The sequence below is a fragment of the Brevibacillus sp. MER 51 genome, assembly GCF_023714195.1.
GTDB lineage: Bacteria > Bacillota > Bacilli > Brevibacillales > Brevibacillaceae > Brevibacillus.
This window is the reverse complement of sequence record NZ_JAMAUS010000027.1, coordinates 1-13,538: the sequence shown is the minus strand read 5'-3', so window position 1 is coordinate 13,538 and position 13,538 is coordinate 1. Positions and strand designations below refer to the sequence as shown.

At 48.2% G+C, this 13,538-nt stretch carries 13 protein-coding genes and 1 other annotated feature; of the genes, 9 read left to right on the top strand and 4 right to left on the bottom strand.

Translation table 11 applies throughout. The features are described from left to right. The first annotated feature begins 10 nt into the window (after positions 1 to 10). The 5 genes from M3630_RS29330 (at position 11) to M3630_RS29310 (ending at position 5,800) form a co-directional block, all read left to right on the top strand. Positions 11 to 754, top strand: a complete 744-nt coding sequence (locus M3630_RS29330; RefSeq protein WP_251254526.1) for an SDR family NAD(P)-dependent oxidoreductase — start codon at positions 11 to 13, stop codon at positions 752 to 754. 151 nt (positions 755 to 905) lie between these two features. Then, complete coding sequence (locus M3630_RS29325; RefSeq protein WP_251254525.1) at positions 906 to 1,175, top strand: spore germination protein; 270 nt, start codon at positions 906 to 908, stop codon at positions 1,173 to 1,175. Between the two features lie 125 nt (positions 1,176 to 1,300). Next, positions 1,301 to 2,446 carry an alpha-hydroxy-acid oxidizing protein gene (locus M3630_RS29320; RefSeq protein WP_173609085.1) on the top strand — a complete coding sequence of 382 codons (1,146 nt, stop codon included), beginning with the start codon at positions 1,301 to 1,303 and terminating at the stop codon, positions 2,444 to 2,446. A 212-nt stretch (positions 2,447 to 2,658) separates the two neighbouring features. Beyond that, the gene (locus M3630_RS29315) at positions 2,659 to 4,785 is read left to right on the top strand and encodes a bifunctional diguanylate cyclase/phosphodiesterase (RefSeq protein WP_173609084.1); all 2,127 of its coding nucleotides are present in this window, start codon (positions 2,659 to 2,661) and stop codon (positions 4,783 to 4,785) included. 112 nt (positions 4,786 to 4,897) lie between these two features. Beyond that, positions 4,898 to 5,800, top strand: a complete 903-nt coding sequence (locus tag M3630_RS29310; RefSeq protein WP_251254524.1) for a DMT family transporter — start codon at positions 4,898 to 4,900, stop codon at positions 5,798 to 5,800. Positions 5,801 to 5,859: 59 nt separating this feature from the next. On the opposite strand, the gene nadD is transcribed toward M3630_RS29310, so the two are convergent. From nadD to M3630_RS29290, 4 genes are all read right to left on the bottom strand, one after another. Beyond that, positions 5,860 to 6,498 carry a nicotinate-nucleotide adenylyltransferase gene (gene nadD / locus M3630_RS29305; RefSeq protein WP_251254523.1) on the bottom strand — a complete coding sequence of 213 codons (639 nt, stop codon included), beginning with the start codon at positions 6,496 to 6,498 and terminating at the stop codon, positions 5,860 to 5,862. Between the two features lie 29 nt (positions 6,499 to 6,527). Further along, on the bottom strand, positions 6,528 to 7,073 hold the full coding sequence (locus M3630_RS29300; RefSeq protein ID WP_251254522.1) for a cysteine hydrolase family protein: 546 nt from the start codon (positions 7,071 to 7,073) through the stop codon (positions 6,528 to 6,530). A gap of 27 nt (positions 7,074 to 7,100) precedes the next feature. Continuing rightward, positions 7,101 to 7,889, bottom strand: coding sequence for an NUDIX hydrolase (locus M3630_RS29295; protein WP_251254521.1), 789 nt, complete (start codon positions 7,887 to 7,889; stop codon positions 7,101 to 7,103). A gap of 149 nt (positions 7,890 to 8,038) precedes the next feature. Continuing rightward, the gene (locus tag M3630_RS29290; RefSeq protein ID WP_251254520.1) at positions 8,039 to 8,725 is read right to left on the bottom strand and encodes a YceI family protein; all 687 of its coding nucleotides are present in this window, start codon (positions 8,723 to 8,725) and stop codon (positions 8,039 to 8,041) included. Positions 8,726 to 9,004: 279 nt separating this feature from the next. Between M3630_RS29290 and M3630_RS29285 the strand changes: the two genes are divergently transcribed. The 4 genes from M3630_RS29285 (at position 9,005) to M3630_RS29270 (ending at position 13,273) form a co-directional block, all read left to right on the top strand. Beyond that, a complete protein-coding gene (locus M3630_RS29285; protein WP_221867450.1) occupies positions 9,005 to 9,688 on the top strand; it encodes a response regulator transcription factor in 684 nt (227 codons plus the stop codon). Next, a complete protein-coding gene (locus M3630_RS29280; protein WP_251254519.1) occupies positions 9,685 to 11,181 on the top strand; it encodes a sensor histidine kinase in 1,497 nt (498 codons plus the stop codon). Before M3630_RS29285 ends, M3630_RS29280 begins: the two co-directional genes overlap by 4 nt. Positions 11,182 to 11,230: 49 nt before the next feature. Then, positions 11,231 to 11,472 (top strand) — a binding site (T-box leader). A 125-nt stretch (positions 11,473 to 11,597) separates the two neighbouring features. After that, positions 11,598 to 12,098, top strand: a complete 501-nt coding sequence (locus M3630_RS29275) for an Lrp/AsnC family transcriptional regulator (RefSeq protein ID WP_007722565.1) — start codon at positions 11,598 to 11,600, stop codon at positions 12,096 to 12,098. Continuing rightward, a complete protein-coding gene (locus tag M3630_RS29270) occupies positions 12,095 to 13,273 on the top strand; it encodes an aminotransferase (RefSeq protein ID WP_173609075.1) in 1,179 nt (392 codons plus the stop codon). The genes M3630_RS29275 and M3630_RS29270 overlap by 4 nt, the downstream gene beginning before the upstream one ends. Positions 13,274 to 13,538: the final 265 nt, after the last annotated feature.

Sequence of the window (13,538 nt, the reverse complement as noted above, 5' to 3'; positions counted from 1 at the left end):
GGAGTTATCCATGAGATTGGAAAATAAAGTAGCGATCGTAACAGGTGGAGCAAGCGGAATCGGAGAAACGACTGTCCGTCTCTTCGCAAAAGAAGGGGCGAAAATAGTGATTGCAGACTTTTCCCCACATGGAACTGAATTGGCGGAAGAGCTGAAGCAAGCGGGCTTCGACGCGTTGTTCGTGAAAACAGACGTAACGAAAGAAACAGAAGTGAAAAACATGGTGAGCGCCACTGTAGAAAAGTACGGAAAGGTAGACATTTTGTTTGCCAACGCAGGTATCGCGAAAGACGCACCTGGTCATCTGTTGAGCGTGGATGATTGGCAAAGAACGATTGATATCAATCTGACCGGCGTGTTCTTGTGTGATAAATACGTCATCGAGCAAATGCTAGCGCAAGGGACTGGCGGCGCGATTGTCAACTGCGGCTCGATTCATAGCCATGCCGGAAAAGCGGGCGTGACAGCATACTCTTCCGCCAAAGGTGGCGTGAAGCTCCTGACCCAGACACTGGGACTGACGTATGCCAAGCAAGGGATACGTGTCAATGCGGTCTGCCCGGGCTACATCGATACACCCTTGATTGCTGGGCGCAATGAAGCTTTGAATGAGCACCTGATTGGGTTGCATCCAATGGGACGCTTGGGCAAACCAGAAGAAGTCGCCAAGGCTGTTCTGTTCCTTGCCAGCGACGATGCTTCCTTCGTCACAGGGACAAGCTTGCTGGTCGATGGCGGTTATACCGCGCAATAAAATGTCTTTCTCCTCGCGTAGAATTGTCTACACGGGGAGATTTTTTTTGCAAGATCACATCGGACAAATGCCCTACACCATCGTCCAAGCGGGCGCAAAACCGTTCGAATAGGATGGGAATAAGCGACTACGCAACGGGGAGGGAGGAGTTTTGCCGACTTTTGTGGGCAAGGTGACCATTACCAATAATGTCGGGAATATCAACTTTGGCGATACGGCAAACAACTCTCCGAAAAGCGTAACCAAATCGTTCTCCGGTTCGGGTGGAAACAATAGCGGCAACGTAGTGAAGGTCATTAATGAAAATAGCCAAACCAATACATGGGTGGGTTCAGGAGCCGCTGGAATGAAGACGATGAAGACAGTAAAGGCAAAGAAACGGGTCCGTCACGCAGCCCGAAAAGGCAAAAAGAAAAAGTAGCCTTGAAAAAGGCCGTGTGTGAAAGTGGACAAGCTCGATAATAGAGTTGAGATTAAGACTATTGCGAATTTATGTGAATTGAGATAAAAAAGATGAAAGACGATCGCAGAAAGGAAGCAAACCAAATGACGAAAACAAATCAGGAATCACTCTTATTTACTCGTGTGAACAAGGATACGCAGGCACTGCCGATTTCCATTGAAGACTGGGAGAAAAAGGCGCGAGAGGTTTTGCCTGATGGGCCATTTGATTACGTTGCCGGGGGATCAGGGGCAGAGGAAACGCTCGTAGAAAACCGGACAGCTTTTTCCCGTTGGGCAATCATTCCGCGGATGATGCGGGATGTGACGAATCGCACGCTCGGTATTTCGATGTACAATCAAGCGTTGCGCACACCGATTTTCTTGGCTCCTGTAGGCATGCAGACGATTTCACATCCAGATGGAGAGCTGGCGTCTGCCAAGGCGGCAGCAGCAGCCGGAGTGCCTTTCGTAGCCAGTACGGTATCTGCTCATTCACTCGAACAGATTGCCGAAGTGATGGGCGATGCCTATCGCTGGTTCCAGCTCTATTGGTCGAATGATCGAGAGGTTTCTGCGAGCATGGTCAGACGAGCGGAAAAGTCTGGTTATTCTGCCATTGTCCTCACGGTAGATACCGTCATGCTAGGGTGGAAGCGCAGAGACTTCCGCAACGGGTATTCGCCACTGCGCGAAGGAAGAGGACTGGCGAATTACTTGACAGACCCTGTTTTTTGTTCGCGACTCCCTGAGGTAACGCCGGAGAATGCAGTGGAGGAAGTGTTGAAAAACATTTATCATCCAGCGCTGAATTGGAACGACATCGCCTTTTTGCGTGAGCATACTCGTCTGCCGATTTTGGTAAAAGGCATTTTGCATCCGGATGATGCGCGCCTTGCTTTAGAGCATGGTGTAGATGGAATCATCGTCTCCAATCACGGTGGGCGGCAGATGGATGGCGCTATTTCTACGCTGGATGCATTGCCGGCGATTGCCGAGGTAGTAGCTGGCAAAATACCTGTATTGCTCGATAGCGGCGTGCGTACAGGAGCAGATGTCGTTAAAGCGATTGCTTTAGGGGCCAATGCCATTTTGATTGGTCGCCCATTTCTGTATGGACTGGCTGTTGCCGGAGAGCAAGGCGTAGCGAGTGTGTTAGATACACTCATCCATGAATTTGACGTCGCAATGGCACTGTCTGGCAGCAATTCTGTCGCAGACCTCAATCGCAGCATTCTTGCCCGGTTGTAAGCAAAGCAGCCGGTTCATACCCATTGTTGAAAAAAGTGAGCCAGGCTACATGCACTGGTTCATTTTTTTCGCAAAAATGTTGTATCTATCGCAGTTGTTCTCGTTGATCTTTCGGTAAAACATGGTAAAATGGAACGAACTTGTATTCAGAACGTTACGATCCTTCTGTAAGGATCATTTTTTTTGACTGTATTCAAAGCAGGTGATGGAAAATGAAAAACCAAATGATATCTTCACTGACACCCCAAGATTGGGCTGGTCTACTACGCGAAAAAGATGGTGAGCTGAACATGGTTGTGAATGAGCTGGCAGATGTCAAATACGCTTTGGACCAATCCACGATCTTGGCAATTACGGACCATAAGGGGATTATTTTGCGGGCAAATGAACAATTTTGCCGCATATCGAAATACGAACGAAGCGAATTGATTGGAAAGGACCATCGTATTCTTAATTCGGGTTACCATCCGAAAGGCTTTTTTAAAGAAATGTGGTCCTGTATTCGATCTGGCCAGGTTTGGCGGGGGGAAATTCGCAATCGCGCAAAAGATGGCAGCTATTATTGGGTTGATACCACCATTGTGCCATTTAAGAACCAAGCGGGCGAAATCTATCAATACCTTTCCATTCGCAGTGATATCACAGCTCGCAAGCAGATGGAAGACGAGCTAAAGCGGAGTGAAGAAAAGTATCGTATCATCGCGGAAAACACGTCGGATATCATCAGCATCATCAACCTGGATGGGGAATTTCTCTATTTGTCCCCGTCTCACAAGCGTGTATGGGAGCATACCGTTCCGGATGAGGAAATCCATAACCTGTTCGAGTGGATTGTGGAGGATGACCGGGATATTTTTGCTTATGCGATTCAGCATGCCTTCTCTACGCGCAAAGAGTACATGGTAGAATGCCGGATTAATACCCAAAGAAACGATGTGATCTGGACTGAGAGCAAAATCAATCCGATTGTGGATGAAGAAGGAAATGTGACCAAGCTGCTCCTTGTTACCCGTGACGTCACAGACCGGAAACAGTCCGAAGAGACGATTCACCATTTGGCTTATCACGATGCGTTGACAGATCTGCCGAACCGACGGATGTATGTCCAACAGCTCAGCAAGGAAATGATGCAGGCCAAGCGTTTCCAATCGAATCTGGCAGTGCTGTTTTTAGATTTGGATCGTTTCAAGGATGTGAACGATTCGTTCGGTCATGATGTAGGGGATATGTTGCTGATCGAAGCAGCAAAGCGTCTACAGGCATGCCTGAAGCCAGGAGATGTCGTGGCCAGGTTGGGTGGAGACGAATTTACAATTATGCAGAACCAGCTGCAAGATCGCAATGAAGCAACTGCGCTGGCAGAGCAGATCATGTATCAGCTGCAGCGGCCGTTTGAATTGGATGGTCATGTGTTCAACGTGTCGTGCAGCATCGGCATCGCCCTGTATCCACAGGATGGGGACAATCCAGAAGATTTGTTGAAACGGGCCGATACAGCGTTGTATACCGTGAAATCACGCGGGAAGAATGGCTATGACTTTTTCGATCCTACGATGGAGGCGAAGTCGCTGGAGCGTATCTTGATGGAAAATGAGATGCGGAAAGCCATTGAACAAGAGCAGTTCCAAATTTACTACCAGCCCAAAATTGATATCGCGACAAGCGAGATGACAGGCATGGAGGCGCTCGTCAGATGGGTGCATCCAGAACTGGGCATCATTCCGCCGAATCGCTTTATTCCAATCGCAGAAGAGACAGGGATGATCCTGGCGCTTGGGGAATGGATTTTGAAACAGGCGTGCAAACAAAATAAAATCTGGCACGATGAAGGATATACGCTGAAGGTCTCTGTGAATTTGTCAGCGAGACAGATCTATCAAAAAGATCTGGTCGAGATGATCAAGGATATTCTTCAGGAAACAAAGCTATCTCCTAATTGGCTGGAGCTCGAGATTACGGAGAGCATATTTGTCAAAATGGAAGAGGCGACGGCAGTCCTGCAACAGATTCGGGAAATCGGCATCCAAATTTCGATTGATGATTTTGGGACAGGCTATAGCTCGTTTAGTTATATTAAAAGCTTGCCAGTCGATACCATCAAAATTGACGCCTCATTTATTCGCGACATTCACCACAATCAGGAGAGTCAAGCGATTGTAAAAGCGATTGTCACGATCGCACAAAGTCTCAATATGAATGTCATCGCTGAGGGAATTGAACTCCATGATCAAGTGGCGGCATTGAAGGAAAATGGCTGTGACCACGGTCAAGGCTATTTGTTCAGCAAACCGCTTCCGACAGATGATTTCGATCAGTTCCTGCGTCAAGAACAGCAATAAAATGGCAGGAAGCAAAGCCGGGTGAGAACATCCGGCTGTTTCTTTTGTGTGGTACTATAGGAGGCGGACAAAAACATAAGTGCAAGTGTGCAGCTAGAAAGGGAGGCCCCTCGTGGGAAAGTTTTCGGGTAAGACTGTAGTCGCTATTGCAAGTTTGGTGTTGATGTGGGGATTAAGCTGGTCGATTTACAAAATGTCACTCGCTTATACTCCACCGATTTTATTCGCAGGAATGCGTTCGCTGATTGGCGGACTTCTGCTAGCTTTATTCATTTTACCGAAATGGAAAAAGATCAACTGGCGTGAAAACTGGTTGAGCTATTGTATATCTGCCTTTCTGAATACATTGTGCTTTTACGGCATTCAGACGGTTGGACTCGTGTATTTGCCAGGTGGATTATTCTCTGTGTTGGTGTACTTCCAGCCAATCCTGATTGGACTCTTTGCCTGGTTGTGGCTGGGTGAGAGCATGACAGTGCTCAAAATCATTGGGCTGATCATGGGATTCTTCGGGATACTTGCGGTCAGTGCAGATAGTCTGACTGGACAGGTTTCCATCGTGGGCGTCATTTTAGGCTTGTTGACGGCTCTGACGTGGGCGATGGGCGTGATCTATGTGAAAAAAGTCAGTGCCAAGGTAGATTCGCTTTGGATGGTTGCCATGCAATGCATCATTGGTGGCGCGGCCTTAACTCTTTTGGGGACAGGCGTAGAAAGCTGGTCCGACATTGTCTGGAATGTACCTTATTTGATCGGCCTCAGCTACGGTGCTACATTTGGTGTGCCGATTGCCATTGTCATTTACTTTGGGCTTGTGAATGCAGGCGAAGCGAGCAAGGTGGCCGCCTTTACGTTTCTCGTGCCGCTCATCGCAGTCGTCACTGGCACTATTTTCATGGACGAGCCGGTTACGTATTCGCTCATCGCCGGACTGGTATTGATCGTGTGCAGTATTTGCTTGGTGAACTATCAGAAAAAGATACGACAGCCTGCTGCCAATCATCTCAATCGTTGATGGAGACGACAAAGAAAACAGCCGACACTTCACAGTTGCGGCTGTTTTCCTTTTTGGGATTATAGGTAAGGCTCTTTGTAGATTCCATTTTCATAAATGTACTGAAGGCAAGCATCGGGCAACAGGAAGCTGGGATCGCCGCCTTTGCGGATTTCGTCTCGGATGTAGGTAGAGCTGATTCCCATGTTGATGCCCTTGCTCATGATGAGGAAATGCTCGTCATGATTGCGCAGCAGCGCGTCCTCCGCTATCAGGTCAGCGGTCGGATAGCCTTCGCGCGACATCACGATGAAGTTGAAGCCTGCGACCAGCTTTTCAGCGTTGCCCCAGTTCGAGAGTCCCTCTAACAAATCCGATCCCATGATGAAAAAGAGCTCGTCGTTCGGGTACTTCCTTTTCATGTGCATCATCGTATCGTACGTGTAGGTTTCACCTGGCAAGGCATCCATTTCAACTGTTGAAATCTCGAAAAGAGGTTCGCCATCTTTGTTTGTTTTGTGTGTACTGCCAGCCAAAGCCAGTTTGAGCATGTGCAAGCGATGGTCGTCCTCTGTCTGCAATTTTTTGTCATGACGCTTCGAAGAGCATGGTACGAAAATGACTTTGTCCAGTCGTCTCCGGTGAGCGACGGTCGCAGCCGTGAACAAATGGCTGTACGTGATGGGATCAAAGCTGCTGCCATAAATGCCGATTCGCATAAAAATTGCCTCCTATCGTCAAGAGCCTGTTATTTTTTTCGGACAGTCATGCCAAGCTGGTTGTGAAAATGACCGAGAGCCCATTTGTGACCTTCGGGTAGAAAGCTCGCTACAGCATCCTCGTGGATGACGACAGAAAAGCCGTTATAGAAGCCTTCAATTGCTGTGTGCAGCACACAAATGTCTGTGCAGACACCTACCAGATGAATCTCGGTAATACCTCTCGTGCGCAACAATAGGGCAAGGTCGGTGCCTTGGAAAGCACTGTAGCGCGTCTTATCCATCCAGTGAATCGTATCTTCGAATTCCTCGTAAATCTCCTGAATGCTGCCATACAAATTCCGGCCAGCCGTACCGATAATGTTGTGTGGTGGGTAGAGTCCAGTCTCAGGATGGTACGGATCCTGCTCGCGATGAGCGTCGACTGCCATGACGACAAAGTCGCCTTCTGCAAGGAAGTCGCGGATCAGCTCTCCAATGCGTCTCTCAATAGCCTGACCAGGCTCTCCACAAGTCAATGCACCATCTGTCGCGACAAAATCATTCGTGTAGTCGATCACAATCAAAGCTTTCATGGCTAAACCTCCTGAATGTGGATTTTATCAGTAAATCATGGCAGTTGGCGTAAAGCCGGTAAAGCGATAGAGCTTGGCTGGCGAATTCGAAAACTCGGTCGAGTAGACAGGCTGTCCGTCAGCCGATAGAACTGGCTCGAGAAGTCCTTGCCGTCTGGTTGTCGCAAGCAGGCGCCGCTCAAAATTACCGCGGTCTTTTGCTGAAAAGGATGGAACGACGGTCTCGATCACTTGCAGCAGTTCACTCAAAGTAAACTCATCTGGCAAAAATGCTTTGGCGATAGTCGTTTGCAGCATCTGCTCACGAACGCGCTGTAAGGCGTCAGTCAAAATTTCACGATGATCAAAGGCAAGGTTGAGGGCAAAAGCTTCCTCGATCGGAAACAGCTGCGCGTCTGATGCATCGTCATTTGCCTGTGCGTGCTTCAATAAATCTTCATGAACGAGGGAGACATAGGCAACACTCGGGATCCAGCCACGAGGGTCTCTTCCCGGCTTGTAGTAGGTCTTCAGCTGTTCGATGTGTACGTCACGGTCAATATTCGTCTCTTCTTTCAACTCACGATAGGCACATTCATCCAGTGTCTCCGATTCATTGGAAAAACCGCCAGGCAAGGCCCATTGCTCTGCAAATGTATCGCTTTTTCGCTTGATCAGAAGAACGGCCAATTGTTTGAGTGGGAGCGATTTGGTTTTTGTTTGGCGCGGGATGGAAAGGATCGTAAAGAGGCAAATATCTGTAGGAAGTCCATCCGGCGAGCGGTACTTTTTGGTCCGAAAGTGTATGCGTTTAGCTCGAAGGGGAGACGTACTCACAAAATCATCCTTTCCGTTTGCTCGAGTCTGTTCTCATACTTTTATATTATAGTATCGTTTTAACAATGTCAATACTACAATGTAAAAATCTGTGAAAAAAGACGTCGATGAGTATCAGACGTCTCTCGAAGCAGCTCGCGCGAAAAGGATTAAACAGCATCCAGCGCAAGTCGCAATGTAATGGTAATGTTTTCTTCCGTTTTGGCCACGATCGTATGAGGGCTAGTCAAACCGAAGTCACCAAACGTAACGACAGATGTTCCTTCCAATTGCAGCTTGCCTTGGGAATAAATCGCATCAGCATCAATTTTCACGTCTTTGGCAATTCCTCTTACGGTCAGGACGCCATTGATGGTGAACGAAGCTTTTTGTCCTTCTGTCCATGTGGATGGCCAGTTCTCAAAGGATTTCGCTTCAAAGGTAGCAGCTGGATGGACGGCTGTATCAAAGTAATCAGGAGATTTGATATGGGTGTCGCGCTTTGCATTACCGGAGTTTAGCTTATTCAAGTCAGCGGAAGCGGTTGCTTTCATTTGGTCGGGTGCAGAGAGGTTCACATCCCAACTGCCAGTAATACCGTCCATTTCAAAGTTAACCGTTTCTTTTGACGTGGTTACGGAGAAATAGACTTTGGACTGGTCATTGATCCTCCATTTTTTATTCAGTTGATCTGCTGTCAGAGGCGTTGAGGAAGCGGTAGATGAGGCTGTGGTTGCCGCAGCTGCAGGCTGGATCTCCACATGGTTTCCCACAAAATAGTCATAGAGCATGTAACCTCCGATACCAACCACGAGTGTGGCAACTGAGGCAGTCAGGATAACCGAATTTTTTTTCATTTTTGGATAACCTCCATGTTTTTGAAGTGTTCAGACTTGAGTCGTATGTATTGGCTTCGCAGGGATCATTATGAGCGAGGAAGCTGAGTGGGCCTTGAAAGCTGGCTGAAAGTTTGTTGAAAGCGCAATGGTAAGAGAATTATCAACGTTTTATATATTGGATTTACATTTTTTGGTTTATTATTTTGCAAAAAGCTTTCAGCTCGTACTCAGGGCATATTCAGCAAACATTCAGCTACGTTTGGCCTGTTCAGGTAAAATAGAGGTGAGGTGAAAGAAATGAGCCTAAATAAAGGCATTAAAATATTGCTTGTCGATGATGAGCCGACTATCCTGCAGTTTTTGGAGATGGGTCTTGAAAATGAAGGCTTCCAAGTAATGACGGCACAAGATGGGATGACTGCGGTGACCATGGTAAAGGAGCATCAGCCGCATGTCGTCATTCTCGATGTGATGATGCCTGGCATGGATGGCTTCGAGGTATGCCGGATGCTGAAAAAGATTCAGAATGTAGCAACGATCATGCTGACAGCCAGGGAAGACGTGGAGGATCGGGTAAAAGGGCTGACGCTCGGTGCCGATGATTATATGATCAAGCCGTTTAGCTTTGAAGAGCTGCTTGCCCGTATCCAGGCGCGCATTCGTAATCATTACCCACATCTGCTCTCCAAGGTACACCTCGGCCCATTCCAGATCGATGACAGGCGAAAGGAAATTACCTATGAGGACACGCTTCTGGAGCTATCTCCAACGGAATACTCGTTGCTGAAATATTTGGTGACGAATCACGGCTTGGTGCTGAGTAAACCAATGATTTTGGATAACGTGTGGGGCTATGATTTCGGTGGGGAGGAGAACATTGTCGAGGTGTATATTCGCTCCCTGCGTGATAAATTGAATGATCGTCAGCATCGGATTATTCGCACATTGCGCGGTGCGGGCTATCGGGTTGATTTTGTATGAAGATGAATCGAAACAATCAATGGGCTCCTTTCCTAGAACCGAACTCTTTGCGTTATCAACTGTTGTCTCGTTCGTTATTTATCTTATCCGGGTTGCTACTTCTAATCGGCATGATTCAATACTTATTGATGGAGCAGTTCTTGTATCGCAGCAAAGCGGAAAGCTTGTTAAATCTGGCTGTCACTGTTCCTTATCAAGTCTTGGAGGAGACGGAAACACTGCCGAAATACGATCAGTATGTCAGCGCGTTGCTCTCCTTGCGTACACCCGATATCAAGTATGCCTTTATTGACAACGACGCGAACGTGACGGAGCTGTTTGCGAATCCGAGCGAAGGGTATTCCCCGCGCTTTCCGGAGAGTCTATACCGTGAGATCTTGGCTAGTGGCGTATGTACTTTTAAATACAAAATTTTGGAAGGCAGTACTGGTACGGATTATTTGGTCGTACTGGCACCCATTCGTTCTCCTGATCAGCTGCAAGGAATTGTACAGCTGAGCACCCCTGTCGGCCCGATGCGAGAAGTGCTGTTTCCGCAGTTGATCATTTTCTTTTCTGCATCTGCACTCGCCTTGCTTATCGGTTTGTTAACGTATGTGCCTGTGCTCCGCCGTACGCTGAACCCACTTTCGCGTATTGAGGTTACAATTGAGCGGATTAATGCGGGTAACTTGGATGAGCGACTGCCGATGGATCAAGGCCAAATGGAGATTGATCAATTATCGGCGGTCTTTAACGGAATGCTGGAGCGGCTGGAAACCTCCTTTAAAACTGAGCAGGAAGCAGGGGAGCGGATGAGGCGCTTTGTAGCGGACGCTTCGCACGAGTTGCGAACACCGTTGACATCCATCCATGGCTTTTTGGAGGTGTTGTTGCGCGGTGCGGCGACAAATCCCGAACATTTGCAAAAAGCATTGAAAAGCATGCACGGCGAGACAGAGCGACTGAACAAACTCGTCAACGATTTGCTGTACCTGGCTCGGATGGATCGGGAACCGGCTTTCCTTCTGCAAGAGGGGGAGCTGGACGCAGTCGTGCACAGTATGGAATCGCAGCTCATGGTGCTGGCCGGTGACCGAAACGTTCATTTCCGCGTAGAACCGTATGTTACGGTTGCTTTCGACTGTGACGGAATGAAGCAAGTTATTCTCAATCTGTTTCAAAATGCGGTGCAGCATACTGACCCTGTGAACGGTGAAATCGAGCTTACATTGAGCAAGATTGCCAATGGGATTGAACTGACGATCAGAGATAATGGGGCCGGAATCGCACCGGAGCATGTCCTGCATGTATTCGACCGTTTCTACCGGATTGAATCCTCTCGCGCACGCAAAAGCGGAGGAGCTGGACTGGGGCTGTCGATCACCCAATCCATCGTAGAAAATCATCGGGGTAAAATTGACGTCCAAAGCAGCTTGGGAGTAGGGACGGTGTTTCGCGTCTGGTTGCCTAACGGTTTGAAAGAAGTTCAGAAGACAGAAGTTGTTGGTTGACAATGAGAGAAAACGTCATTTATAATCTGAGACATTCAATAAAACAACCAACACAGCCGTGAAAAGGAAAGTAAAAAAGGGATTTTGACGTCCAGAGAGTTGCCTGTTAGCTGAGAGGGCAGCCGCGAACTCTTTTTGAAAGCCACCTTGGAGCTCTGCTTTTGAAAATGCCAAGTAGAAAGCAGCGGATGGCCCACGTTATGGGGCGCATGTCTACGTAGACAGCACGAGTTTGCCTTTTGTGAGAGAGGCAAAAAAGCTGAGTGGTACCGCGATACCTTCGCCTCAGCAACCGGATTCATGGAAATCATGAGTCTGGTTGCTGGGGCTTTTTGCTTTATGACGTTGTTCAAAAAGTCGACTACTTGAACACGCACTTATGTACAAAAATAAAGAGAAAACTGGAGTGGTGGGGCATGGATCGCTTGAAGCAAAGAGAGCTGTTGCACCTGTTGGAAGAAGACAGTCGCATGAGCGCTGAGCAAATCGGAAAAATGATCGGTGAGCCAACCGAGGTCGTTGAGCAGACGATTGCAGCATTGGAAGCCGAAAAGGTCATTGTCAAATATCCAGCGCTGGTGAACTGGGAGCGTGTGGACGATCATCCGTACGTAAACGCCATGATTGATGTAAAAGTGACGCCGAAGCGCGACGTCGGCTTTGATGAAGTGGCGGAGCGAATTTGCCGTTTCCCAGAAGTGAAGGCTGTTTACTTGATGTCTGGTGCAAGCTATGACTTGTCGATTATTTTGGAAGGCAAAACGATGAAAGAGGTAGCTACTTTTGTTTCGCAAAAGCTGTCCACTCTTGATTCGGTTGTCTCAACAGCTACACATTTTATTTTGAAACGTTACAAGCACGATGGCATTGAGCTGGAAGATCGTGACGAAGATCACAGGATGGTGGTTACGCCGTGAGTACACAAGTCAAAGTCAAAAACCGTTTATCCAGTACAGTTCAATCGTTGAAGCCATCGGGCATTCGCCGCTTTTTCGATTTGGCAGCATCGATGGAGGGAGTCATTTCTTTAGGGGTTGGGGAGCCTGATTTCGTTACTCCTTGGCGAATGAGAGAAGCTTCGATTTCTTCGCTGGAGCGTGGGCATACAGCTTATACATCCAATGCAGGTATGCTGCCATTGCGTGTGGAAATTCAGAAATACTTGGAAGAACGTTTTTCTGTCAGCTATCATCCAGAGACAGAAATTCTCGTGACGGTCGGTGCCAGCGAAGCGATTGATATCGCACTGCGTGCCATTCTCGATCCGGGTGATGAAGTATTGGTCGTGGAGCCTTGCTATGTCTCCTATGAACCAGTTATTCGCTTGGCTGGTGGTGTGCCGGTTTTCCTGAAAACGACGATGGAAAACCAGTTTAAACTGACACCGCAAGAGCTGGAGACGCACATTACCGCACGTACAAAAGCCATTATTTTCTGCTATCCAAATAACCCGACCGGGGGGACTATGACGGCTGAAGAGTGGAAAACACTTTTGCCGATCATCGAAAAGCACGACCTCATGGTGATCTCCGATGAGATTTATGCCGAGCTTACCTACGGTCGCATGCACGATAGTATCGCAGCTCTGCCAGGGATGAAAGATCGGACGATCCTGATCTCCGGTTTTTCCAAAGCATTCGCGATGACCGGCTGGCGTTTGGGATATGTCTGCGCGTCACCTGATTTGCTCGCAGGCATGCTGAAAATCCATCAGTACACCATGCTGTGTGCTCCGACAATGGCTCAGATGGCTGCATTGGAAGCCCTGCGTCATGGACGGTCGGATATGGAACGAATGATCGAGAGCTACCGTCAGCGCCGCAATTATGTAGTAGATGGATTCCGTCATATCGGATTGACTTGCCATGAACCGGATGGAGCATTCTACGCATTTCCGTCTGTTGTTTCTACAGGTCTCAGCTCTTCTGAGTTTGCGGAGAAGCTGCTGATGGAGGAAAAGGTAGCTGTTGTACCTGGAGATGTGTTCGGCGAAAGCGGAAAGGGACATATCCGTTGCTCTTATGCGACATCGATGGAGCAGTTGAAGAAGGCGCTGGAACGTATGGAGCGCTTGATGGGACGACTGTCCTAACATTTTCCGGGAAATAAAGGGGGGCGGCTTTCAAGCTGCTCCTTTTTTTACGAGTTGTTGTGGTGGGGAAGAAGCGCATTTCCAGTCTACGCTTCGGCCTACGCCCCGCAAGGGGGGATTCACTGGCCGCCTCGGAAAAAATGGCGGGAGCGCTTCAAACGTAGAAGTCTCGGTGAAGTATTCCATAAGTTATTATGAACGAGGACAGCCCCTATTCGTAACTTCGTAGGTTACTCTGGCTACACTAAGGGCAAGTACGCCAATA